At 68.6% G+C, this 24863-nt stretch carries 14 protein-coding genes; 6 read left to right on the top strand and 8 right to left on the bottom strand.

Features of this window, described 5'->3' with window-relative positions; all coding sequences use genetic code 11:
* Positions 1-68 precede the first annotated feature (68 nt).
* The 5 genes from fxlA to J3R08_RS13025 all read left to right on the top strand — a co-directional run bounded on the left by fxlA (position 69) and on the right by J3R08_RS13025 (position 7919).
* Positions 69-227 (top strand): FxLD family lanthipeptide, encoded by a 159-nt coding sequence (gene fxlA / locus J3R08_RS13045; RefSeq protein WP_187692502.1) that lies wholly within the window; start codon positions 69-71, stop codon positions 225-227.
* A gap of 98 nt (positions 228-325) precedes the next feature.
* Positions 326-3433, top strand: a complete 3108-nt coding sequence (locus tag J3R08_RS13040) for a lantibiotic dehydratase (RefSeq protein ID WP_209961315.1) — start codon at positions 326-328, stop codon at positions 3431-3433.
* Complete coding sequence (locus tag J3R08_RS13035) at positions 3430-4716, top strand: lanthionine synthetase C family protein (protein ID WP_209961313.1); 1287 nt, start codon at positions 3430-3432, stop codon at positions 4714-4716. The genes J3R08_RS13040 and J3R08_RS13035 overlap by 4 nt, the downstream gene beginning before the upstream one ends.
* Positions 4717-4725: 9 nt before the next feature.
* Positions 4726-6786, top strand: coding sequence for a methyltransferase, FxLD system (gene fxlM / locus J3R08_RS13030; protein ID WP_209961311.1), 2061 nt, complete (start codon positions 4726-4728; stop codon positions 6784-6786).
* Positions 6783-7919 carry a hypothetical protein gene (locus tag J3R08_RS13025; protein ID WP_209961309.1) on the top strand — a complete coding sequence of 379 codons (1137 nt, stop codon included), beginning with the start codon at positions 6783-6785 and terminating at the stop codon, positions 7917-7919. The genes fxlM and J3R08_RS13025 overlap by 4 nt, the downstream gene beginning before the upstream one ends.
* On the opposite strand, the gene J3R08_RS13020 is transcribed toward J3R08_RS13025, so the two are convergent.
* Genes J3R08_RS13020 through J3R08_RS32035 form a run of 3 tightly spaced genes read right to left on the bottom strand, consistent with a single transcriptional unit; the run spans position 7861 to position 17907 of the window.
* The gene (locus J3R08_RS13020; protein ID WP_245254727.1) at positions 7861-8496 is read right to left on the bottom strand and encodes a transposase; all 636 of its coding nucleotides are present in this window, start codon (positions 8494-8496) and stop codon (positions 7861-7863) included. The two genes, J3R08_RS13025 and J3R08_RS13020, sit on opposite strands and share 59 nt — an antisense overlap.
* Before the next feature lie 25 nt (positions 8497-8521).
* Complete coding sequence (locus J3R08_RS13015; RefSeq protein ID WP_209961307.1) at positions 8522-9016, bottom strand: hypothetical protein; 495 nt, start codon at positions 9014-9016, stop codon at positions 8522-8524.
* Entirely contained in the window at positions 9016-17907 is an 8892-nt protein-coding gene (locus J3R08_RS32035; RefSeq protein WP_209961305.1) for an RHS repeat-associated core domain-containing protein, read from the bottom strand. The genes J3R08_RS13015 and J3R08_RS32035 overlap by 1 nt, the downstream gene beginning before the upstream one ends.
* Positions 17908-18661: 754 nt before the next feature.
* Here J3R08_RS32035 and J3R08_RS13005 point away from each other — a divergent pair.
* Positions 18662-19198 (top strand): hypothetical protein, encoded by a 537-nt coding sequence (locus J3R08_RS13005; RefSeq protein ID WP_209961304.1) that lies wholly within the window; start codon positions 18662-18664, stop codon positions 19196-19198.
* 161 nt (positions 19199-19359) lie between these two features.
* On the opposite strand, the gene J3R08_RS13000 is transcribed toward J3R08_RS13005, so the two are convergent.
* The 5 genes from J3R08_RS13000 to J3R08_RS12980 form a co-directional block, all read right to left on the bottom strand.
* Positions 19360-20676, bottom strand: a complete 1317-nt coding sequence (locus J3R08_RS13000; protein WP_209961302.1) for a hypothetical protein — start codon at positions 20674-20676, stop codon at positions 19360-19362.
* Entirely contained in the window at positions 20673-20978 is a 306-nt protein-coding gene (locus J3R08_RS12995; RefSeq protein WP_209961300.1) for a hypothetical protein, read from the bottom strand. Before J3R08_RS12995 ends, J3R08_RS13000 begins: the two co-directional genes overlap by 4 nt.
* Positions 20979-20987: 9 nt before the next feature.
* Complete coding sequence (locus J3R08_RS12990; protein WP_209961298.1) at positions 20988-21503, bottom strand: hypothetical protein; 516 nt, start codon at positions 21501-21503, stop codon at positions 20988-20990.
* Between the two features lie 506 nt (positions 21504-22009).
* Positions 22010-23239, bottom strand: coding sequence for a type VII secretion-associated serine protease mycosin (gene mycP / locus J3R08_RS12985; RefSeq protein ID WP_209961296.1), 1230 nt, complete (start codon positions 23237-23239; stop codon positions 22010-22012).
* A 10-nt stretch (positions 23240-23249) separates the two neighbouring features.
* Entirely contained in the window at positions 23250-24674 is a 1425-nt protein-coding gene (locus tag J3R08_RS12980) for a hypothetical protein (RefSeq protein ID WP_245255794.1), read from the bottom strand.
* Between the last annotated feature and the right edge of the window lie 189 nt (positions 24675-24863).

The raw sequence follows: 24863 nt of genomic DNA, 5'->3' as shown, positions 1-24863 counted from the left end.
GGGACGCGGCCACCCGGCACCACCTCGGGTCACCGCGGCCCGGGGAGATCTCGAGATCGGAGGAAGACATGTCCACCAGCACCGCGGAGCAGACCACGGCCACCGACGGCGGGGACTTCGACCTGGACGTCAGCCTGCTGGAGGTGGCGGACGTCGCCGGCCTGGTCAACCTGACCGACGACGGCTGCGGCAGCACCTGTACCGCCTGCACCACAAACGTCGCCTGACCGACGAACCCTCCCCCCGAAAAGCCGGCCGGCGCGGCAACACGCCCCCACTCTCCGCGCCGGCCGGCACCCCAACCGACATCCAACCGAGGTGCAGCGTGCGCTCTCCCACAGGCTCTCCGGCATACCGGTCGACCGGTGCCGCGCTCGTCCGCGCGGCCGCCCACCCCGACATCGACCTGCCGCCGTGGCCCGACCTGACCGAACCACGCGACGCCCTCGTCCCCGGCTGGGTGGCATGGCTGCGGCAGGTGTGGACGAACGAAACCATCGTGGACGCGATCAGCCACGCCAGCCCGGTACTCGCCGCGCAGGTCGCCAGGCTGTGCGCCGACGAGGCCCTCACCGTCCGGGAGACCCGGCGGGTTATCCAGGCGGTCGCCCGCTACACGCAGCGCCTACGCGGCCGGCCGACCCCGTTCGGTCTCCTCGCCGGGGTGGCACCCGCCGTGTTCGGATCACGCTCGCCCACCCGATGGGGCACCGCACACCAGGCCGTCGCCCGGGCGGGCGCCGCGTGGCTCGCCGACGTGATCACCCACCTGGAACGATGCCCGGACCTGGTCGCCCGGCTCCCGGTGGTCGCGAACAACACCATGACGGTACGCGACGACCGGCTCGTCCTGCCCTACCAGCCGGACGCCCGACCGCAGGGCACGACGGCTGTGGAGGTGTCGCTGCGGTACACCGCGCCGGTCCGCGCCGCGATCACCGCCGCCCACGCCCCGATCCGGGTGGAAGCACTGTCCGCGCAGCTGTGTGCCGCGTTCCCGCACGCCGCAACGGCGACCGTTGAGGGGATGCTCGCCGAGCTGATCACCCGCGGCGCGCTGATCACCAGCCTGCGCGCGCCCGGCACGGAACCCGACGCCCTGGCGTACCTGCTGCTCCAGCTCGACGACGTCGAGGCCGGCGGCATCGCGGCGGTCGCCGACCTGGTCCGCGCCCTGCGCGACATCCACACCGCGCTGCGACGCCACTGCACCGCCCACGACGCAGACGGCCGCGAGACGCGCGCCCAGGTGACCTCCCGGATGCGCGACCTCGGCATCTCCGTCCACGAGCCTCTCGCGGTGGATCTCCGACTGGACGCGTCGGTCACGCTGCCGGAGCAGGTGGCGCGGGAGGTCGAACGCGCCGTCCTGGCACTGACCCGGCTCAGCGCCCACCCCTACGGCACCGCCGCGTGGCGGGCCTACCATCAGCGCTTCTACGAGCGGTACGGGATCGGCTCGCTCATGCCGGTACGCGACGTCGTCGACCCGGACAGCGGCATCGGCTTCCCGGACGGATACCCCGGCACCCCAGCAGACGAGCCACGATCACCCCTGTCCCGCCGCGACGAGCTGCTCCTCGCCCTCGCCCAGCGCGCCGCCCTGAACGGCGCGGACGAGGTGCTGCTCGACGAGGAGCTGATCGCAGAACTGGAGTTGGGACCGCCACAGCTGCGGCTGCCGGCACACCTGGAGGCGAGCGTCCGCGTGCACGCCGCCGACGAAGCCGCCCTGGCGCGCGGCAGGTTCACCGTCGAGGTCACCTCCGTGTCCCGGGGCGCCGGCGGACTCACCGGCCGGTTCCTCAGCGTGCTGCGGGCGGTCGACGCGGCGAAGCTGGCCGCTGGCCTGACCGACCTGCCCACCGCCGATCACGGCACGGTGCCCGCCCAGATGTCGTTCCCGCCGCTGGATCCCGCGACCGCCCACGTCACCCGCTGCATGCAGATCCTGCCCACCGTCATCAGCCTGGCCGAGCACCGGCGCCCGAACCGAGCGGTACTCACCGTGGACGACCTGGCGGTGGGCTGCGACGGCCGACGCATGTACCTCGCCGCACCCGACCACGGCCACCGAATCGAAACCGTGGGCATGCACGCGCTCAACCTGCGCATCCACACCCCACCACTGGCCCGGTTCCTCATCGAACTCGGCCGCGCCCAGTGCGCCCAGGTCACCGCTTTCGACTGGGGCGCCGCCGCCCGGGCCAAGCTGCCGTTCCTTCCCCGCATCCGCTACGGGCGCGCGATCCTCGCCCCCGCCACCTGGCGGCTGGAGGCTACCGAGCTGCCCGACCGGCGGCAGCCCTGGTACGCCTGGGACGACGCCCTCGACCAGTGGCGGGCCCGCCGGCGCCTGCCCCGCCTGGTGCAGCTGGTTGAAGCCGACCGGCGCCTGCCGCTGGACCTCGACGAGTCCGCGCACCGCGTCCTGCTGCGCACCCACCTGCTCACCGCACCGCGAGCGGTCCTCGTGGAAGCACCCAGCCCGCAGGACCTCGGCTGGTGCGGCGGCCGTCCGCATGAGGTCATCCTGACGCTGCACGCCACCGAGCGACCACCCTGGCCGCCCCTGCCCACACCGATCCCGGCCCGCGTCATCGGACGAGACCAAGGCCTCAGTCCCGGCACCTCCCGGCTCCTGCTCGCGAAGCTCTACGGAGACATCCGCCGGCAAGACCTCCTCCTCGCCGAGCATCTACCTCGACTGTTCGCCGAGTGGGAGGTGCCGCCGGACTGGTGGTTCCTCCGGTTCCGCGACCCTGACCAGCATCTCCGCCTCCGCATCGTCCTGCCCGAACCGTCGGCATTCGGACCGGCCGCCGGACGTGTCAGCGCATGGGCCGACGATCTACGCCGACGTGGCCTGCTGCGGGAGGTCCAGTACGCCACCTCGTACCCCGAGACCGGGCGGTGGGGATCCGGCGCGGCCATGCAGGCCGCGGAGACGGTCTTCATCGCCGACTCCCACGCCGTCCTCATGCAGCTACGCCAGCCCGTCCGCCCGAGCCGACAGGCACTCGTTGCCGCGCAGATCGCCGCTATCGCCGTCGCCTACACCGGCAGCGTTGACGCCGGCATGCGCTGGCTCATCGACCACGTACCCGCGACCGCGCCGCAGCCCGTCGAGCGGCCGCTGTTCCACGAAGCCGTACGACTCGCCCACCCCGGCGACGACTGGGCCGCACTGCGTGCTGTCCCCGGCGGCACCGCCATCGTCGACGCCTGGAAGAACCGCGACATCGCCCTCGCCGTCTACCGGACCCACCTACCCGGACCGCACACCGACGGCATCAACAGCGACGACGTCCTCGGCTCCCTCATGCACGCCCACTACATCCGCGCGGTCGGCATCGACTTCGACGACGAGGACCGGTGCCGCTACCTCGCCCGCGCCGCCGCCCTGGCCTACTTCGCCCGGAGCCGGCCATGACCCTTCCGTACGAGAGCCACGACCTCGCTGTCGCAGTCGCCGATCTGCTCGCCCATCCCGACGACCCACGGCTGCCGATCCGGCAACTCTGGTGGCAGCAGTCACTCGCCCTCGGCGTACCCGGCATCGCCCTGCTGCACGTCGAGCTGGCAGCGGCAGGGCTAAGACCCTGGCAACGCGCCCACCACTGGCTCACCGCCGCTACCAGCCAACCGGTAACGGCGGGCCCCGACAGCCACCCCTTCCACGGCGCACCCGCGCTCGCTCACGTCCTCGCCTGCGCCGCCACCCACCGGCCCGGCGCCTATGCGCACGCACTCGAGGAGCTCGACCAGGTGATAGCCGCGGATGCCCGGCGCCGCGTGGCCGCCGCGCACGCCCGCATCGACGTCGGGGAACTACCGGCGCTCGCCGAGTTCGACGCCATCCGAGGATTGGCCGGGGTCGGGGCGTACCTGCTCCGCCGAGCACCCGACGGCGAGGAACTGCCCGCGGTGCTCGGGTATCTGGTCCGGCTGACGCAGCCCCTACCCGTCGGCAGCGAGGTGTTACCAGGCTGGTGGACCGGCAGCGGGCCCTCCGGCCGCGCCGACTCCCGCTTCCCCGGCGGACACGGCAACAACGGCATGGCCCACGGCATCGCCGGGCCCTTGGCGCTACTGGCGCTCGGGGCCCTGCACGGCATTGTCGTCGACGGTCAGACCGCTGCCATCGCAACGATCTGCGCCTGGCTCGACCGATGGCGTCACGAAGCCATGGCCGGTGCGCTCTGGCCGTACTGGATTACCAGAGTGCAACTCCGGGCGGACCGCGCCGAGGTCCACCGCGTGCAGCGGCCGTCCTGGTGCTACGGCACCGCCGGGCTGGCGCGCGCCCAGCAGCTCGCCGCCCTGGCCCTGAACGATCCCGTCCGCCGCGCCGCCGCCGAAGACGCACTCGTACGCGCTCTCGCTGACCCGTGCCAGCTCGCGGCAACCACCGACCCGTCGCTCTGCCACGGCCACGCCGGCCTGGCCCATATCGCGCACCGGATGGCCGCCGACGCCCTGCCCGACACCGCCGGGACACTCGGCCCGCTGGTTTCTCGGCTTCTCGGCGCGCTCGACCCGGACGGCGCCGGGCCTCGGCGTACCGCAGCTGCCCTGGTCGCCGCAAGCCCTGGCCTTCTCGAAGGCGCCGCCGGCGTCGCGCTGGCGGCCCTCAGCTGCAGCAGCGCGGGCGCGCGCACCAGCTCCTGGGACGCCTGCGTGCTCACCGCCCCCATCGCCCATCCCCTGACGTGAGGACGTCGAATGCCAACGCCCAGCTGGCGGCAGTACACCGTCGAGTTCCCCGACCCCACCGCAGCGGAGGACGTCGCCGCCTCCGTCCTGGCCCCGGCGTTGGCCGCCGCACAGGACGAGGGCGTGCTGCACGGGTGGTGGTACGTCCGGAAGTACCCCACCTGGCGGTGGCGCTACCTTGCCGACGACCCGACCTCCCACCGCGTCGAGGATCTGCTGGAGACACTCGCGGGCCAGGACCGAATCACCAACTGGACCCGAGGCGTCTACGAACCCGAGACCCTGGCCTTCGGCGGGTCGGCCGGCATGCAGGTAGCCCACGAGCTGTTTCACCAGGACAGCCGGCACCTGCTACTCGACCTGCCTCCCGCCACCACGCTGGGAAGGCGCGAGCTCGCCGTGCTGCTGTGCAGCGTCCTGATGCGCGCCGCCGGTCTGGACTGGTACGAGCAGGGCGACACCTGGGCGAAGGTCGCCGACCTCCGGCCCTCGCCCGGCCTCGCAGTGCCAGAGCGGGCCGCCGAGCTGACCCGAGCGATCAATCGGCTCATGACCGTCGACGCCCACAGCCTCGCGAAGCCAGACGGACCGCTCGTGGGGCTCGGCCCATGGCTCGACGCCTTCGCAACCGCCGGCCAGGCGCTCGCCGACCTCGCCCGACACGGCCACCTTCGACGGGGGCTACGCGCCGTCATCGCACACCACGTCATCTTCCACGCCAACCGATCTGGCTTGTCCGTTCAGGACCAGTCCACCCTCGCCGCGCTCGCGGTCCGCAACGTCTTCCACCACACCACGAGGAGCACCGTGTCAATCGCAGAACCCACGCCCACGAGCACTAGCGTCGATCGAGTGACCAGCGACCCCGCCGACCTGCGCGCCGCGCTCACGGAGGCACTGCGCGCCGAGAACATCATCCGCACGCCCGGCATCGAGGCCGCCATCCGCGCCACCCCGCGGCACCTGTTCCTACCCGGCGTACCGCTGGAGCAGGCCTACGCCGATGCTCCCGTCTACACCAAGACCGACGGCCGAGGCGCCTCCATCAGCGCCGCCTCACAGCCACGAATCGTGGCAATGATGCTCGAACAACTCGACGTACGGCCCGGCCACCGGGTCATGGAAGCCGGCGCCGGAACCGGCTACAACGCGGCTCTGCTCGCCGCCGTCGCTGGCGACGACGGACGCGTCGTCACCCTCGACGTCGACGAGGACCTCGTCGACGGGGCCCGCAAGCACCTGGCCACGGCCGGCGTCACGAACGTGGACGTCATCCTCGGCGACGGAGCGCTGGGCTGCCCCGGCGGCGCACCCTACGATCGGATCATCGCCACAGTCGGCGCCTACGAAACCCCGACAGCGTGGCTGGAGCAGCTCGCCCCGGACGGGCGACTCGTCGTACCGCTGCGCCTGCGTGGCGCCGCCTCCCGGTCGATCATCTTCGAGCGACACGACGGCGGATGGCGCGACCAGGGCAGCGAACTGGCGGTCTTCATGCCGCTGCGCGGCATCGGCGACGACGCCCGCCGGCAGGTGCCGATCACGCCCGAGCAGGACGTGATCCTGCAGGTGCACAAGGAACAGGACGTCGACGCGGCGGCACTCGCCGGCGTGCTGGACACCGAACGGCGCAAGATCTGGACCAACGTGTTCTTCCCGCCGATGGTGCCGTACGAGTGGATGGACCTCTGGCTGGCCTGCCGCCTCGACAACGCCATCATGCGCATGAACGTCCAACCCGCAGCCATCGAACGCGGTGCCGTCACCCCGATGTTCCCGTGGGGCGCGATGGCCACCACCCGCGGCGCCGACCTCGCCTACCTCACCATCAGGCCGACCCCGACGGGGCCCGACGGCAGCAGACTGTACGAGGTCGGCGTCATCGGTCACGGCCCGGACGGCGCAGGTCTCGCGCACCAGGTCTCGGAGGAGATCCGCACCTGGAACGCCACCTACCGCTCCCGGGGCGTCCGCTTCGAGATCCCCGACGCTCCCGTCGAGGCGGACCCCTCGGCCGGACGCTTCGTCCTTCCCCGGCCGCAGCACCCCATCACCGTCACCTGGCAGTGACCGTGGAGTCGGACAGCGCGCTGTTTCGGCGCTTCCCACTGGTCGCGCGACCACGGCCCATCGCTGGGCCGTTGGCCGTCCGCGTCGATGATCTGTGCGCGTTGGCGGAACGCGCCGCCCGAGAGGACGATCGAGCCGCGGCCTCGGCCGTCTACAACCAGGCCGCTCTCCTCGCCTCGGACTGCGGCCAGCCGGATCTGGCGCGTCGGTGGTGCCACGAGCATGCCGCCGCGTACTTGCGAGCCATTCCTCTGGACGCGCGGGCGGCGCGTAACGCGCTGGAGCCTTTGGTCAATCTCGCCCGGCTGCACATTCGCGACCGCGACGGCGACGCCGCTCTTCGACTCCTCACGAGTCTCTTCGAGGCGGTGTCGTCACGGACGGATGCGGTGATCGACGGCCAGGCCCTGCCGGCAAGCCGGCTGGCTCGCGGTGAGGACGACCACCGCGAGGTGAGGCAGTGGCTCTGGAGCGTGCTCGTCGCGGAAGGCGCCCGCGCGCTGGCCGGCGCGGGTAGATGGGGCGAGGCGTATGAACATCTCGAGCGACATCGTGGCATCGGCCAGCGGATGCTCGACGGACGCCAGGTGGCGATCATCGCCCGCCTGACGACCGGCGACATCGCGTCGGCCTGCGCCATGGTCACCGAAACCGCCCCTGGCGAGCCCTGGGAGGACGCAGTCACCGCATGCCTGGCCTACCTGTGCGACAGGTCTTCCGAGGGACAGCTGAGGCTTGCGGTGGACGGTTACCTCAGAATGCAGCCAGCGAAGCCTCTCGCCATCTTCCAGGCCCGCCTCGGCATGACGCTCATCGACGCAGCCGGCGGAACAGCGGATGCACCGCTGCTGCGTCTCGCTGCGACTCTGGTCGCAAACTGCGCCGCCTGGGGCGATGCGCGAGTCGCTCAGGAGATCCTCCGCCACCAGGGTGTGGCGGCAGGCATCAGCCACCGCCAGGCAGTGCAGCTTGCGGGGATCGTGCTGAACAGCGGCTTCGGCCTCGGAGAGCTCCCGATCTTGGTGGAGGAGCGTCTCTCGAAGTCTCTCGCCCTGTGCCACGCGGCCTTGCGGATCAAGGGTTGGCGCCGACTCGCCAGGCCAACCCGACTATGCAATAGCCCTGGGGGTTGAGGTGTCCGCGGTGACGTCGGGTGGTCGCGGTGCGGGCGCGTAGGCGCTGGTTGGCGGGGTTGCGGAAGCCGTAGGCGTCGCGGGCGACGGTCTTGATCACGCGGTTGGTTCCTTCGGAGCCGGCGTTGGTGATCCCGGTGGTCAGGAACGCAAGGATCTGCGGCCACCAGGTCTCGATCGTGGTGGCGAGGCGGTGCAGTTCGGGCAGGTCAGTGGCGGCGCAGCGGGTGTAGAAGCGGCGTAGCAACCGGTGAACGTGTTCCCGGCCGGGCTGGGTGCGGGCGGTCGCGAGCAGGTCAAGTAAGTCCTCTTTCGCGTTCCACGCGGCGAGGATCGGGGCGCCGATCGCCGCTGGTAGGGCGTCGAGGGCGTCGACGAGGCGGTCGACGTGCTTGCCGGGCATGCGAGCGGCGCAGCGGGTCAGCCGGTTGCGCATCCGCCATTCGGGGTCGGTGCCGCGGCCGCGGCGTCCGCGCTGGGTGAGGGTGCTCCGGCGGCGGACTTCGGTGACGGCCCGGTTGGCCAGCTGCACGATGTGGAAGTGGTCGACGACCAGCAGCGCGTGCGGCAGCGCCATCCGCCACCCAGGATAGAGGGCTCAGTCATCCATCGTCCGCTAAATCCCGCCAGTACCGCATCCGCAGCACCAGCAGAATCGGATCGTCGCTATCTGGATGCACAAGGCCCATAGACAGCACCCAGGGCCCTAGCCGACGATAATAGGGGTCAATGTAGTCTAACGCAGGCTCGTCATATTCTTCACCAGGATCCTCCAATTCGCGCTCGAGAAGCCGAGAAGCGGTCTGAATCACTTCATTGGCCACTCGATCCAGGACGGCAAGGCTTCTCGAATAGTCCGCATCGACGTCGACCTCGACAACCGCATTGAACGTGACGAAAGCAACGCCATCTTGGTCGTTTACGGCAGCAGTGAAGTCTCCGCGATGAAAGAAGTCGCTCTGCGGAAAGAAATCGCCCCGTCGCCTCACCCAACCCATTCCATCAAAGATACCCACAACTTCCGCCTTCGACGGTGGGTACACCAAACGCTGCAGCGAATCTACTGCGTGTACGACGACTGCCACATCGATCGACATTAGCGACGATTCTTCCTCGCGGGCCGGGTCATGCCATCACCAATGGGCACATTATAGACACCCAGGGTACCGTCCCGCATCTGGTCGGGAAACCACTCCTGCAAGAACGACCTAAAGAAGAGGGTACCTAGCTGATTCGATGCAACAAACCTGACCCCGCGGGCGCCGAGGGCGGAGTTGAGATCGAGCAGTCGTTGAACCTGCTGGACTCGCTTATCCACATTGAACATACCGTTCGCCGGGTTGTGCAAACTTCCTTCCCACTGTTCTTCAGTGCCGCCCGTAAACTTCGCCTCCACAAGGTACCCGTTAGTGAGGGTTGGCCCGCCGTCAACTCCAATAATCTTCCCACCAAGCTTGAAGCGTTCCTCGTAATCCTGGCCGGTCACATACAGTTGGTAGTGATAACTCATCCTCTCGAACAGCTTGTCTGAGATGGGCTGAGGAGCTAGAGGCATAGCTTCGCTGCAATCAGCCTGCCATATACCACTACTACGAGATCCATCTGCCTGCAGCCGCCCCCCGGTGAAACAGGCGTCCTGAAGCTCCCCTTGTTCAGGGACTAGGCCTGACTCGCGAATGGCCGTCGGAGCCGACTCCCCACTTCCGTCTGATTGGACACGGGGCGCCTGCACATTGTTGGGGTTGTTGCCGATCTGACCGCTACCCGTGACCAACGACTCGGTCGCGCGCCGTACGCTATCGGTCTTGTCTGGCCTAGCGCCCACGTCGAGCAACCAGGGCGTGCGGCAGAGTTGTCCGCCAGCCAGACCGGCTGCCAGAGACTTCAGAACGCAGGGCGGGATGGGAGGAGGCGTATAGCAGTTCCGGCTGCAGGGGCCACTGACACCGGGAGCACCGCCACCGTCAGGCTGGGCGCCTGGCGGCCGGCCCGGCGCGTACACAATGGCGCACGAGGAAGAGTGCCGGTTTCTCTCGCAATAGTCTTGTGCAGGTAGGTTGATTGTGGAGGTTGGCCAATTGCTGGGCGCAGGGGCTTTAGCTGGCGCAGGTGCCGGGTTCGCCTTTGGCTGTGGCTTGTTGTAGTGGCTATAGATCATGAACCCGGTGACGATCACGCCTGCGGCAAGAAGCGTAAGCCCAGCGGTTGGTCCCGCTGCGGCGCCTCCAGCGGCTAGCACTCCAGCTGCGGCAGGTGCGACTACGAAGTGGCCACTCGGGTCGGTGTAGGAAATCGGGTTCGAGTTTCCATAGCTGTACCTGTTCGCTTGAGCTGTGGGATCCGGCCAGAGGGTCCAGGTATCGCGGCTGGCAAAGGCGCCGCTTGCCGGGTTGTACCAGCGGGCGTGGGCGTTGGTTTGGGTGGTGTCGGGGTCGGTCCAGCCGCCTTGGTAGCCGAGGGGCAGGGTGCCGGTGGATGCTGCGGTCTGCCCGTAGGGCTGGTAGGTGCGGGAGGCGGTGAGGTCTCCGGTGGTGGGGTTGGTGGCGGCGGTGATGTCCTCGTGGATGCCGTCGGTGATGAGGTTGCGGCCGGGGTTGGTGCCTGTCTTGTCGGACAGGGGTTGGCCGGCGGGGGCGCGAAGGATTTGGGTGTCCCCACCAGAGGCCGGAGTACGGATGGGGTGGTTGGCGAGATCGTTGTAGAGGAAGGCGAGGCCGTTGCGTTGGGCTAGTCGGTCGAGTGCGTCGTAGGTGTAGGTGGCGGTGTAGCCGGGGTTGCTGGCCTGGGTGAGGCGTTCGAAGGCGTCGAAGGCGTAGGTGTCGGTGGTGGTGCCGCTGGTGTGGATGGACATGGTGCCGCGCGGCGTCCAGGTCCAGGTTTCGCCGGGCTGGCTGGCGCCGCTGGCGGCGGTGGTGCGGTTTCGGGCGTCGTAGGTGGTGGTGCGGGTGCCGGTGGGGTCGGTGACGATGGTGCGGTTGGAGGCGTTGTCGTAGCCGTAGGCGGTTTGCTGGTTGGTTGGTGATTTCCAGTTGGTGAGTCGGGCGAGGCCGTCGTAGCCGTAGGTGTTGGTGCCGGCTCCGGTGACGCCGGTGGTGGTTTTGGTGAGGAGCAGGTCGTCTTTGTCGTAGGTGTAGGTGGTGGATGCGGTGGTGGTGCCGTTGGGTTTCTTGTAGGTGTCGGTGGCGAGGCGGCCGAGGCTGTCATAGGTGTAGGCGCGGGTTGGTCCGCCGGTGCCGTAGGTGGTTTGGCCGAGTTGGCCGTTGTTTTTGTAGATGTTGGTGGCGGTGAGTCCGGTGAGGGGGTCAGCGGTGGTGGCGAGGGCGCCGGCGGTGTTGTAGGTGAAGGTTGCGGTGCCGGCGGCGTCGGTGCGGTTGGTGAGGTTGCCTTCGCCGTCGTAGGTGTAGGTGGCGTCGCCTGCCGGGCCAGTGGCGCTGGTGAGTTGGTCGCGGTCGTTCCAGGCGTAGTTGGTTGCGCCGTTGGGTCCGCCGACGCTGGTGATGCGGCCGTTGAGGTCGTAGCCGAGTTGGCGGGTGGCGGTGGTGGCTTCGGCTCCGGTGCCGGTTTCCTGGGTCAGGTTGCCGAGCTTGTCGTAGGTGAGGATTCGGCTGACGTTGCCGGGGAGTCGGTAGGTGACGGGTTGCCCGGCGGCGTCGTAAGTGGTGGTCCAGGTGCGGTCAGCGGGGTTCGGGTGGGTGGTGGTGGCAGGTTCGATGACTGAGGCGGTCTGACCCCATGGGGTGTAGGTGTAGGTGGTGGCGTTGGCGTTGCCGTCGACCATGCGGGTGCGTTGGCCGGTCAGGTCGTAGCCGAGTTCGACGGTGACGGCCGTCGCCGCGTCCGCCGGGTTGACGCGCTGCGTGATGGCGGTGAGTTGACCAGCATTGTCGTACCCGTACTGGCTGGTTCGTCCTTCGCCGCTGGTGACGGTGAGCGGCTGGCTTGCGCCGTTGTAGGTGGCGGTTGCGGTCCGCAGGGTGGCGGCGCAGGCGCCGGTCGTGGTGGTGGTGCAGTCGGCGGTGGCGGTGAGGCGCCCGGCGAGGTCGTAGGTCTGGGTGGTGACGGGGTCGACGTAGGTGGTGTCCTTGCCCTTCACCGAGGTGAGGGGCCGGCCGGCCATGTCGTAGGTGTACTGGGTGAACCGGCCGGTCGGGTCGGTGACTTTGAGTGGCTCGCCGGCGGTGTTGTACGTGGTCATGGTGGTGTGGTTGAGCGGTGTGGTGACGGTGGTGAGGTTGCCGGCGGGGTCGTAGGCGAGGTTGGTGGTCAGGTAGAGCGTGTTGCCGGTGGTGCGGTCGCTGACGGTGGCCGTGATTTGTTGGCCGAGGTCGTTGTAGGTGGCCGATGTCGATCCGCCGGTGGGGTCGACCGCGGACAAGAGTTCCCCGACTCGGTCGTAGCTGTAGGTCCAGACGGGTGTGGTTTTGGGTCCGTCGTCGTCGGGGTCGGGCAGGGTGCGGGTGAGCGGTCGCCCGTAGGGGTCGTAGGTGTGGGTGGTGATCCGGCCGAGGGGGTCGGTGGTCTGGTCGACCATGCCTTGGGAGTTGTAGGCGGTGTGGTAGGTGCCGGTAAGGGCGACACCGCCTGGAGTGGTGTAGGTCGGCAGGCTGACGCTGGTAGGCCGGCCGGCGGGGTCGACGCTGGCGGTGGTGGTGTTGCCGTTGGCGTCGCGAATGTGGGTGGTGTCGCCGAATGTGTTGTAGCCGATGGTGGTGACGGGCGCGGCGGTGGTGCTGGCGCCGTTATTCCAGACGGTGCGGGTGGCACCGGTGGTGGTGACGGGGTTGCCGAGTGGGTCGTAGGTGGCGCTGGTGGTGACGCCGGCCGGGTCGGTGGTGTGGGTGACGAGGCCGCGGGCGTCGCGTTGGTAGACGGTGGTGAGGGCGGCGGGGGTGCCGCCGGTGTTGGCGACGGTCTCGGTCAGGATCCGGCCGATGTCGTCGTAGGTGTAGCTGGTGGATTCGGCGCGGCCGGGTGAGGCAGCACCGGTGCGCGTGAGGGTGGCGATGGTGCCATCCAGGTTGCGGGTGTAGATGACCGCGCGGTCCAAGCCGGCAGGGTCGAGGTGTTCCTCCTTGATGTAGCCGGCCTTGTCGTAGATCGTCGTGGTGCGGATGTCACCCATGGCGATCTGCAGGTTGGGTTGTCCGGCGGCGTTGTAGTCGCTCTTGCTGAGCTGGGTTTCGCTGGTGATGTCGCCACTGGTGTTGCGGCGGACCCTGCTGCTGGTGGCGGGCAGGTTGTCGCCATAGTAGGTGTAGGCGGTTTCGCGGCCCATGGCGTCGACGACAGAGGCGAGGCGGCCGGCGGGGTCGTAGGCGCGGGAGTCCAGGACGAGGCGTGTGGCGGTGGGATTCATCGGGTCGACGCCGTCGCCGACAGCGGCGGTCTCGGTGCGACGGTGTGCCTCGTCGTAGGTGTACTCATAGATGAGGCCGCTGGGTTGAGTGACCTTGGTGAGGTCTCCCCTGCTGTCGTAATCCTGGTCAACCGTCTTGGCGTCGGGGGTTGTGGTCAGGTCGGGGCGGCCGGCGGCGTCGTAGGTCCAGATCCAGGTGCGGTCGGGGTCCTCGCCGGTGATGTCGTCGATGACCTGGCGGGTGCGTAGGCCGAGGTCGTTGTAGATGTAGGTACTCTTTGCCTGGTGCGTGACGCCGGTGACCGCGTTGGTGACGGGTGGGCCGGTGGTGGTGGCGACCTGCGACAGGGCGTTGTAGGTGTAGCTGGTGGTGCTGAAGGCGTTCCCGTCGGCGGGGGCAATCGTGATGGTGGTGACGCGGCCGAGTGCGTCGCGGGTGTAGGTGGTGGTCAGCCCAACAGGGTCGACGGTGCGGACCAGGTCACCGGAGGAGTTGTAGTAGTTGCGGGTGGTTTTGCCGTTGCGGGCAGTTGCGGTCAGTTGCAGCCCGGCCGGGATGGTGCCGGTGCCGGCGGGTTCGGCGGCCTCGGAGCCGGTGGAGTAGGTGTAGGACTCCGTGGGCGAGGTGGAGTAGCCGGCGGGTGCGGGGTAGCTGACGGTGGTGATGTGCCCGATGGTGTCGAGGGTGTGGGTGACGCGGTAGGTGGTGTCGGTGGCGGAGGCAGAACGGGCGTCTGCCGTCCAGGTCCGCACGTCGTTGCGCGGGTCGAGCGGGTTCGTGGCGTTGAGGTAGTAGCCGGCGTAGCTGGTGTTGCATTCGGTGCTGGTTCTGCAGGTGGTGCGGCCGAGGACGTTGCCGCGGGCGTCGGTGTCGTAGGTGGTGGTGTTGTTGTTGGCGTCGGTGTACTTGGAGACGAATCCGCGGGCGTTGTAGGTCCACTTCTGTTCGCCGAAGGTGTCCTCCCGGCTGACGAGGCGGCCGCCGTGGTCGATGTCGTGGCGGTAGGTGATGGGTTCGGCGTTGTCCGGTGCCAGGACGACGACGCGTTTGCCGCTGTCCGGTGTGGGGTTGCCGAGGTCCCAGGTGGCGCCGTTGCGGTCGGTCAGGGTGGTCACGCGGCCGCTTGGCCCGTCGTAGGCGACGGTGAGGGCGGTATGCCCGCCGGGATCGGTGACGGTGGTGAGCCGCTGCGTCGCGGTGCGGGCGGCCCAGTGCGCGGAGACCTGGCTGGCGCCGAGGGGGTGCTTGTAGTAGGCGGCTTCGTCGATGAGGCCGGTAAAGCGGAAGTTCCCGGTCGGGGTGCCGGTCCAGCCGCTGCCGCCGCGGCCGTTTCCGATGGAGGCGTGGGCCATGTCGCGGTAGTCGATCAGCTGGCCGGTCAGCTGGCCGATCTTGACGCCGTCGAGGTACAGCTGCTGGGCGTCGACGGCGCCGGAGAGCACGACGTGGTGCCATTGCCCGTCGTCCACGCGGGCCGAGGACGTCATCTGGGTTTGGCTTTGGGTGGTCGTCCAAATCTTGGCCCGCAGCACGCCGTTGGTGTCGACGTAGAGCATGGGCAGTGTCTGGGAGGGGGTGTGGCTGAGGTCGGTGTTCTGCATGCCGAACAGAACGCCGTTCTCGCCGGTGCCGGCCTTGAACCACAGTTCCACGGCGACGCCCATGGAGGTGTTCGTCAGGTTCTTCGGCAGTTCGACGGCGGTGGTGCTTGTAGCGCCGAAGTCAGCAGCGGTGTCCGGAGATCCGGCCAGTGCCCCTGCTACGCCGAGGGTGACGTCTTGATAGGAGCCGTCACGGTCACCGGCTTTGGTGGCGACGACGTTGGTGGCGTCCTGCGTGTCTGCAGCCTCACCGAGGGGCCAGTAGGCAGCCGGGTTGTCGTCGGTGACCACCGAGCGGTAGTGCGATGACGCGGTGTAGGCGTAGGTGGTGCATGACTGTGCAGACAGCGGCGTGCAGACTTGGGTAAGGGTGTCGCCGGTGTAGGTGTAGGTCCACCTGGGCGCGGTCTCGCCACTGGCGGGGGCGTCGGTCGCGACAGAGGTGACGTGGCCGCCGGTCCAGGTCAGGTGCAGTGAACGGTTGCTGCCGTTGTCAGTGATCGTGGTCAGCTCGTTGTTGCTGTTATAGGTGTAGCTCTGGATGCGGCCATCGGCGTCTGCGACGGAGGTCAGCCGGCCGTTGGCGTTGAAGATCCGCCGGGTGCCGGTGGAGTCGCGCAGGGTCCAGACGGTCGGGCTGCCAGCGGCGACCAAGGTCAGGGTTGATCCCTGCGGGGAGGCGTAGGTGCCGTCCGGGTTGCGGCCGAAGCGCAGCTGTCCGCCGGAGGCGAGCGTCACCAGAACATTGTCGGAGCCGTCGGAGTCGGTGGTCAGCCGCTGATCGATCGGGCTGCTCCAACCCGCGCCGAACGCCCCGGATGCTCGCAGGTCCTGCGAGTTATACGTCCTGGTCATCGTCAACGCAGGTCCAGCGACCGCCACGGCAGCGTCGGTCACCGTGGTGGAGTAGTTGCCGACGTACGGGTTCAGGCCCGCCACCGCCGGGTCGTTGCCGGCCCCGGCAAGATGGCTCGACACCTCAGGCTGCGCCACTGTTGGCGTGAACACGTACGGCCCGAGTTCCGGGGTGGATGCCTGGGTGTCGGACAGGGTGACATACCAGTGTGCGGGCTGCTGCCAGGTCAGCAGCCCGCTAGGCACTGCCCAGGCCGTCGACGATCGCCATGCCGTGCTCTGACAGCCGGACGGTGCCGCCGGGGTGCCCTTGCAGATGCGGAACTTCACCTGCCGTCCGCCGGCCGGGGTGTTGTCCGGGTCGAGGTAGTCCACCCACAGGCTCGGGGTGAGGGAGTCGGTGAAGCCGTTATGCGGCGGGAACACGCCACCGTCGCCGATGGTCGGCGCGCCATTGCTCACGGTGAAGGTGCTCTGGCCGAACGGGATGCCGTAGGTGCTGTTGAACGAGGCGCCGGACGGGTTCACCATGTCCAAGCGGAGGATGTAGGTGCCCAACCCGAGCGACTCGACCTGGATAGGCACGTCCGCGTACTGGTGCGGGCCGACGTTCTTCGGCATCGCGTAGAGCGGCCCGCTCCGCAGAAGCGTCCCGCCGGCGCTGAGAATCTTGTACGTCAGCCGATAGCCGTTCGTCGGGGTCCAGGTCGTCGAACCCCAGTTCGTCACCCGTGCCGTAATCCTCCCGGCCGACGCGGCAGTGACCGGCGGGTTGAAGCTCGGCGAGGGAAGCGAGTACTTGGCGCCCTGGTCGGAGTAGTTCAGGTCGATGTATGGGCGGGCCGTGGAGTTCGAGAAGTTCGCCGATGCGAACCGCTTCCAGGCGTAGCTGTCGGTCTCCGACGCCCGCACCGTCAGCCCGTAGAACGCCTCGGTGCCGTGCAGCCACTTCATCACCCGGTCCGGCGGCAGCGAGAAGCCGGCCCAGTTGCCGCTCGGGCAGTCGTAGTAGCCGTGAGCGAACGACCCGGTAGCGAGCCGGTTCGCCGAGTCGTACGACGGCCCTGCCCACGTCTTGGTCGTCGATCCCGACCATGACTTGGTCACCGCGTACACGTTGACGCTGCGGGCTCTGCAGGAGTAGGACCAGAAGTTCCACAGCTGCAACGTCGCGCCAAGGACATAGCGGTTCGGCCTCGACGCCTTCAGATCGTTGAAGTGCAGGTACGACGCGGCCCGCTCGGTGCCACCGTTGTAGGTGCCCACCAGCAGGTCACCCTCGGCGGAGTTGTTGCGGTTGGCGTGGTCACGCTTCGACACGTACGTGTCGTCGGTCTCCGCGTTGTCGGTGAACGAGGGGTCGACAATGACCGGGAACACCCGCGAAGGGTCGCGCAGCCAGTGGGCGTCCAGGTCGACCTGCAACAGCCACCCGGTAGCCTGACGCTGCAGCGAGTATCGGACGTTGTCCGTCCGCTCCCCCGTACCACGACGGGGGTGGATGTTCGAATCAACCATGAACCCCGGAGGGATGACGCCCCGCACCGCACCACTTGCGTCGGTGAACTCGACTTCACCGGTGGCGTCGTTGAGCGCTGGAGTGACGCCCTTGACGGTCAGCGGGAAGGTCCACGTCGTCGGGGCGTCAGCGGAGTGCAGGACGATCTCTTCCTTCAGACCCCACTCCATCGGCGTCAGCTTCACGTCAGACGCCGCACGCACACCGACGAACGTGGCCGTCGACTCCTCAACCGACGACGAAACCGCAGCAGCACCGTCAACCGCGAAGGACACCGCAGCGTCCTCGCCCAACGACAGTGTCGCCACCCGCGGATCGTTGCTGCGAGAAGCGATACTCACATCCGCCGCGGATGCCGGCGCGTACCGGCCATCGGCCCGTCGAGACAACCGGTTATCGATCGGCTTCCACGCTCCGGCGCCGTCACGGATGAAGGCCGGACCGTCGTAGACCCGCAGCGTCTTCGTGCCATCAGGATTGACGAACTCGGTCGTGCGCTCCGTACGGGCATTCGACCGCTCGACGGAACGGCCGGCGACGACTCCACCGCTGGCGCCTCCCACCTCCGAGAGTGAAGACGCCTCCTGCCCGGCCTCACCCTGCCCAGGCACCTTCACCGCGGGGAACGTCTGCTCGGCACCGACCGCGCCCGGCACAGGCGGACGCGCTGCGCTGCCTCCGGCTGACCCGGCAAACGACGTCCGCGCGGACGTCGCCTCATGCGACGGTAACCCCGCTACCCCTGCACGTTGAGAAGGCTTGACCGCACTGGCGCCCGCTGGCGCCGCAGGCGATGCCGTCACCGGCTGCGGAGGCACCGCCGACAGCAACGATGCCACCATGCTGAACGTCAACACACCTGCGAGGGAGGACCTGCGCCGAGCCCAGCGGCCCACAGCCGCAACACTCATGGCGGATCCACGAAACGCACCGGCCACCGCAGTCTCCTCAAGGTCAGCAGGGGTGCGCTGACAGTAAAGATCACTAACGGACCAGAGCAAGAGGCAGCACAAACTGCAAGGACGACTCAGCCAAGATCAGCCAAACCCGACACGACGGTCCACACAGCGTCACGCGCGAGTAGATGTTCAACCAGCTCAAGCCGATACATTGCGTGGCGAAAAGCATCAATCAGGCGGTTCCTGACAGGACACCCCAATGACGAGACATCGATGATCGGTAGGCGTCGCGGGCGGCAAGGCATATCCGACTCGGACAGCGGGCACCGCGCGGACGGGTAGCCTTGAGACCGATCGGACGGCGCGACCAGCCGCGGGCGAACGTGATCACGAGTGGTGCGTGATTGGCCCTCAACCGAGCGGTGCACGCTACCAAGCGCGGCCACTCGCCGGGCCCCGCTCTGGGCAGCACGAGCCCGGGCCGCCCGGCCCAGCAACGCCCTGATAGCACTTGTCGGCGAAAGTCATCACGACGACAGTCCAGGAGCGGATTCGTTGGCGCCGTCAGCAGGCGGTTCGCTGGGATGAGCGGCGGATAGCCGCGTACACGGACTACGCCCATGCCGTCAAGCGGGTCATCTCCGTCGCGGTGCGCCTAGCGGCCAAACGGGGTGTCTATGAGGACGACTTCTGGTTTGGTGGAGAGATCACCGAAGCGGATCTCCTCATGGCGGAGGAGGAACGGACGACCCGGTGGGAGGCGGTGTTGATGCTGGGCGACGATGCGGTGGTCGCAGCTGCTCGCCAGTGGCACGATGTGGCGTTCCGCCTCATGCGACTGGCGCTGGGCCAGACCAGCGACCTGACGTGGAACGAGGCGGTTCGGGCTACCGGCCAAGCACGGGGCCGCTTCTACACCGCCGCTCGCCGGGATCTGGGTGTGAAGTTCGACGAGTCCTCGGCGCCGTACGAGTGGCAGATGTCCAAGTGGCTGACCGAGAGGCCTGAGGATCGAAAGACGGCGGTGGCTGGTGATCCGGTCGTCTGAGCCACCGGCAAGTCGTGCCTGCCCAAGTCACTCTCCGACTCCTCCCAGGTCGGATCGTGGGGGCCAGAACAACCGGTGATCGGTACTGACTGCGTCCGCCAGACCGAGGTTGCTGGTGCACCCATCGCAGCTCCCCGACCTCCTGGGTTGCGGAGTCGACGTCAGGTTGCCGGTCGGTCGGGCTTAGGGGTCCATCCGCCACCGTTCAGCCAGGCGGTGCCACCCACCTCGGCCTGCGGGAACGGTGTCGTGTTGTGACCACGGGTGCCGAGGTCTGGGCGTTCCTTGCGTTCCTGCTCGTCGATCTTGATCAGGTCTGCCATCGCTTCGACGTACTGACGCTCCGCGACCAGGAGGAAGGTGACGAACTCCTGCACCGCCTTCTGCACCGCCGCCTCCGGGTTCGAGCACGACGAGAAAAGCCCGTTGACGGCCTCGATGTAACCCTTCAGGACGTCGATGAGCGTCCCGATGTGCTGGTAACCGAGGCTGGCGTACGCGTTGCGCAGTCCTTCCAGCATGCTGGCGGCCTTCTTGCCCTCCTCGGCAAGCCACCGCGCCTGGGTCTCGAGTTGGAGCAGGTAGGCGGACGCGCGATCGGCGTACTGGCCGAACGCCTGCGCGGCGCTGCCGTCCCAGTAGAGCTTGAGGTTCTTCAGCTCAGCGTCCATCTCGGCCCGCAGCTCGGCGTAGGTGCCGGCGGCCGAGTGCACGAGGTCGGCCCGGTTCCAGATCACCTTCGGCGCTGAACGCCACGCGTGAACCATCAGATCGGTCAGGGGAAGGCGGTCGCCGGTGCCGAGCTCGATCAGGATCGCCTCCAGCTGGAGCAGCGTGTCCCGGTGCTCGTGGATGAAGGTGTCGAGGCGGTCACCCTCACCGTTCTCGTAGTAGGTGGTCCGGCCTCCGGTGAAGCCGAGGTTGTTGCCGTCGGTGCTGCCGATGGTGATCGGCTCCTCCACCTCCCGGGTCCGCGGCAGCCGCTCGTTGCGGGTGGCCCCGAGACGGTCGTTGCCCTCGGGGATCACCACCACCGGCCGGTCGTCGGGAAGCCTGCGGTCGTGGGGCTGGGAGAGGATGCCGGCGCCGCCCGGGCGCACGCGGACGCTGTTGCCGTACCCGTCGCCGAGCGGCAGGTACGGGCCCAGGTCACGGTTGAATACGTCGAAGTCAGTGGAGATGTCCAGATCGGTGCCCTCGTAGTCGGCGGCGATCTGCATCAGTCCGTCGGCGATGCGCTCCATCTCGTTACGGGCGATGTTCGCTTCGGACAACCGGCTGCCCAAGGCGGTCGCCCAATCCCGGTTGAGCTTGTCGGAGATGCCCTCGAGCGTGCCCCAGGCCGCGCTCGGGATGGCTCCGATGTCGCCGAGGTAGCGGCGCACGGCGCTGTAGGTGACGGCATCCTCGTACCGCTCTTTACCGAAGGCCACCAGCGCCCGGGACTCGACCCGCAGAGCCGACGTGTCCGTGGTCATGGTCTGCTTCTCTCCCCGTGCGGTGACTCGGCCGGCGTGAACAGCTCCACCCCCATGGGCGAGCCGAAGTAGTCGACGCGCAACTGCCGGTACTGCCGTCGGTGATCAGCCACTGCGGCCAGCAGGGCCGTGCGGATCTCCGATGCCACCTCGTCCGGGCTGCACCGGCGCAGCATTCCAGGCCGAATGTCGACCTTGAGGTCCCCGTCGTGGCCGCGGACGACCGTCACCCAACCGTTGGTGGAGACACCTTCGGCCCTGATCCGCGCCACGTCATCGAAGTAGCGCTCCAGCTTGCCCACAGCCTGCTCCTAGTCGGTGGCGTTGAGGGTCATAGCCCGGTCGGCGATGCGCTGCGCGCTGGTGTTCGTGTACGTGATGACCTGCTCCAGCGGACGATCAGGGCTGCTGAAGTCCGCGAGGATGTGGGCGTAGCGCCGGTCGGAGGCCAGGAGCACACTCGTAAAGATTTTGTCGTTGATCCGCTGCGCGCAGGAGCGGGCTACCTCGTACCGGGGCGCGCTCGGGTTCGGGACCGCCTCACCGTCACATGGGCCCGACGTGGCCGTTCTGCGGAGAAACGCCTCGTCGTCGCTCTCGATCAGGCTCAGCAGGATCCTGCCCCGGTAGGCCTGGTCGGCCGATGTGAAGTCGTACTCGCATCGCACCCGGGACCGGTCGACATCGCGCTTCGGTTCGGTACGTGTCAGCGTCCACGACCCGGACACCATTTCCGGTAGGGCGTCGGCCACATCACCGCACGACGGAACGGCTGCGTCGTCGCCGAGCGGACCCCAGCGCCACAGACCGACCAGGCCGAGCGCCACGACGGCAACGGCAGCCACGGCGATCAGCGCCTTCTTGCTCATGGGGCCGCTCACCAACCGGACCGCTGGTCGCGTCTCGGCGCGTCCACCTCACGTACCGGCGGCTGCAGTGAGGCCAATGCGACCCTAGCGGCGGCTCTCACCTGGCGGGCCAACGACTCGTCCGTGTGCCGGTGCAGACCGTCGACCTCGACCGCGATGTCGCCCCGCCTTGAAGCAGCGATGCGAATGGATCGGTCAGGCGAATGGACATCCACGTCATGCCAATGGTTCGCGGCCTCGGGAGCAGCTGGCTCTCGCGACCCGTGAATCATCGGGTTTGTCCTCTCTGCCCGGTCGTGTCAGTCGTTGCGCTCAGGTTGTGCGCACGCCCGACGAGTGCGTCCTTCCGCCGCAACGCCATCATGGCGACGACCCTATCAACGCGTGTCACCGCCTCGCCGCCCTGAGTGATCGCCGCAGATCGGACTTCCAGCGCCCGCGTCGGCCCGCCCGACGATGACGGATCAATGCGACTGGCGAGAGAATCCCGCGGAGGGCACCTCACCAGCGAGGTCGTGGCGTACAGCTTCCTCGGCCCTGTGGCGTCGGCGGTTCCGGATGAGGAAGATCGTCAACATCAGCAGGATGAGAACCACCAGGCCGGCGCCAACAGCGATCACGGCAACCTGCTGGTCGCTCGGGCCACCCTGGTCGCCATACCTGGTGACGTCGAAGTTGTCGTCCCCGGCTGCCTGGTCTGCACCGGTAGCCGGGGGCGTCGGGCCGAGCAGAGGATTCTCGGAGACCGCCGGCACGTCGGCGGTCAACGCGGCCACCGGGTCGATACGACCGAAGCCGTACTGGGGATCACGACCCGCCGGGCCGGCGTCACGGGCCGTGCGGATGATCCTGTTGATCACATTCGCCGCGTCGAGATCCGGGTACTTCGACCGGATCAACGCCACAACACCGGAGACAATGGCGGCGGAGTCCGAGGTGCCGTCGCCCCAGCCGTAGCCGTGGTTCGGGCCGATGTTGAAGATGCCGTCGCCAGGGGCCGACACCGCGGCCTCCGGGCCCTGTACAGAGCCGGACCAGAAGGCTCCTCCACGGGTCGTGCCGGTCACCGCGATGACGCCGGGAATGTTGGCCGGCGAGGTGACGGCCTTCTCACCCTTGGCGATGTTGCCGGCGGAGACGACCACGACGACGTCCTTTGCGAGGGCGTACGTGATGGCCTCCTTCTCCCCCGGCGATGCCGCAGCCGCCCCGCCGACGGACACGTTGACCACCGTGGCTCCGCCATCGACGGCCATCCGGATGCCCTGGGCCACCGCTTGACTGCTGGCCCGCCCCTTGCCCTTTTTAATCTTGATGGGGAGAATCCTGGCGCCTGGGGCGATCCCGTCCACACCGTCGGCGGCCGCGTTCGTCGCCGCGATGATGCCGGCCATATGGGTGCCATGACCGTCCTCGTCGGCGCGACCGTCCCCGGTCGCGCCATAGCTGCGACCGCCGGGAAGCACCCGGCCCCGGAGGTCCGGGTGGGTGGCGTCGACGCCGCTGTCCACCACCCCGACGATTACGCTGCGACCGGTCGACAGCTTGCGCACTTGCTCGATGCGAAGCTCGTCCAGGTACCACTGCTCAGCCCGCTGCGGCGCGGCGACAGCAGGCTGGGCGGCGGCACCGACCAGCAGCACGCTCAGCAGGCCGGCCGCGACCGGCCGGAGCATGCTGGCATTCACGCTCATCTGTCCGCCCTCATCGCAGAATGCCGGGGGAACCGGTGTCATCACGGCCCCACGGATCGCCGTCCTCAGTCAACCACAACGACTCCGGACCGGCGCCGTCGTCCTCGGCGCCGCTCTCCCGCCCGACGCCACCGATCATTCCGCCGGCGCTGCCACGCGAACCGCCCGTGCCGGCGCCGGCACGACTACCGGCGGCGTTACGCAGTGCGCTGGCGGCGCTGGTCATCGGCGGCACTCGGCCGTTGCCACCGCCGACCATGCCGGGGATGCCGACCGGGCTGATCTGACCGCCGACGACGGGGCCGCCCCCACCGACGCCGAGCCCACCCCCGGCACCGAAGCCGGCGCCGCCGATCCCGCTCGGCGAACCGAGCCCGGGTCCGGCTCCGATACCGAGCGGGCTGTGGCCGCCGAGACCCGGGATTGTAGAACCGCCGGGGCCACCGCCGAGGGCGATCGGTCCGCCGGCACCGGCCAGGCTGGTGCCGAGACCCAGATCCGCGATCGGATCGCCGCTCCGAGGCAAGGGAGCGGGGTACGAGCCCGTGCTACCGCCGGTGAGGTCACTACCGGAGCTGCCACCGGCCGACGGCACTGAGACCGAGGAATGGCTTCCACCGGAGGAGGCGCCACCGCTGATGCCCGCAACGCCGGGGGAAGCCCCACCGCCGTCGTACCCGGAGCCACCACCGACTGTGGGGGCGCCGCCTGCCCCGACCCCGCCGTCCAATCCGGCAGGGGTGTAGCCAGCCGGAGGAGTGCGAGGACGGAACCCGTCAGAGTTGCCACGCTCGTCGAACTCCGGTACCTCGAGCCGCGGCCGCTCGGTCTCCAGTGCCTGCGGCAGCGGGACCATTGCGCTGTTGGCCACCTGCTGGTTGTCCCGATACCAGTTGTTCAAGTGCGAACTGGTATCCCACAGGCCGCCCCGCTTCTGGTCACCGGCCCGGCCGTCGACCTTCATGGTCGCCTCCAGGTCGTCGGCCTTCTCCCGGAAGGCGCCGTCGGCGTACGAGGAAGGATCGGTCCGGTAGTCCGCTCGCAGCGCAGCCAGGAAGCCGGAGGCGTTCCCGCCGTCGTTGGCGTCGTCGAGCTCGCCGCCGTTGGGCAGGCTCCACTCGTTGACACCGAAGTCGTCCATCAGGGGAATCGGGATGCTCGCAACCGCCTTACGGATGTCACCCTCGATCCGCGACAGCGCGCCACCGACGTTGCTCGCGGTGGTGATCAGGTCCTCGATGCTGCGGCCGATGTCGCTCAGGTGCTCGCGGTACGCGTCGCCTCCGCTGCCGGTCCAGCCGGCGAGCAGGCCGGGCAGACCATCGGTGTGTGGACGCACGGCGCCCGGCGCGATCGGGCCGACGAAGGAACGTCCGACCAATGCATCCCGTAGGTATCCCAGGGTGGTGGAGAGGTTGTTCCAGCCGACGCCCACCTCACCGACCAGGTCCGGGTCCGCCGACAGCGTCACCTCGCGTACGCACTGCTCCCAGGTGCCCATTGCCGGCCCTCTCAGCCTGGGAGGGGGCCGGATGCACGACCCCGCACCGTCGACTGCAGAGAGACGATCTGAATCGGGTCGTCTCGAAGACCGACCGCGATGCACGGCCGCGGCACGAGATCG

This window comes from Micromonospora sp. HB375 (assembly GCF_017872985.1).
Classification (GTDB): domain Bacteria; phylum Actinomycetota; class Actinomycetes; order Mycobacteriales; family Micromonosporaceae; genus Micromonospora; species Micromonospora chalcea.
Note: the sequence above shows the minus strand (reverse complement) of the source record. Positions and strands in the feature narration are given on the sequence as shown.

What these genes read in the sequence shown, in the direction of transcription:
- fxlM (WP_209961311.1), top strand. Translation starts at nt 4,726, where the DNA reads ATGCCAACGCCCAGCTGGCGGCAGTACACCGTCGAGTTCCCCGACCCC.
- J3R08_RS13035 (WP_209961313.1), top strand. Translation starts at nt 3,430, where the DNA reads ATGACCCTTCCGTACGAGAGCCACGACCTCGCTGTCGCAGTCGCCGAT.
- J3R08_RS13015 (WP_209961307.1), bottom strand. Translation starts at nt 9,016, where the DNA reads ATGTCGATCGATGTGGCAGTCGTCGTACACGCAGTAGATTCGCTGCAG.
- J3R08_RS13020 (WP_245254727.1), bottom strand. Translation starts at nt 8,496, where the DNA reads ATGGCGCTGCCGCACGCGCTGCTGGTCGTCGACCACTTCCACATCGTG.
- mycP (WP_209961296.1), bottom strand. Translation starts at nt 23,239, where the DNA reads ATGAGCGTGAATGCCAGCATGCTCCGGCCGGTCGCGGCCGGCCTGCTG.
- J3R08_RS13000 (WP_209961302.1), bottom strand. Translation starts at nt 20,676, where the DNA reads ATGACCACGGACACGTCGGCTCTGCGGGTCGAGTCCCGGGCGCTGGTG.
- fxlA (WP_187692502.1), top strand. Translation starts at nt 69, where the DNA reads ATGTCCACCAGCACCGCGGAGCAGACCACGGCCACCGACGGCGGGGAC.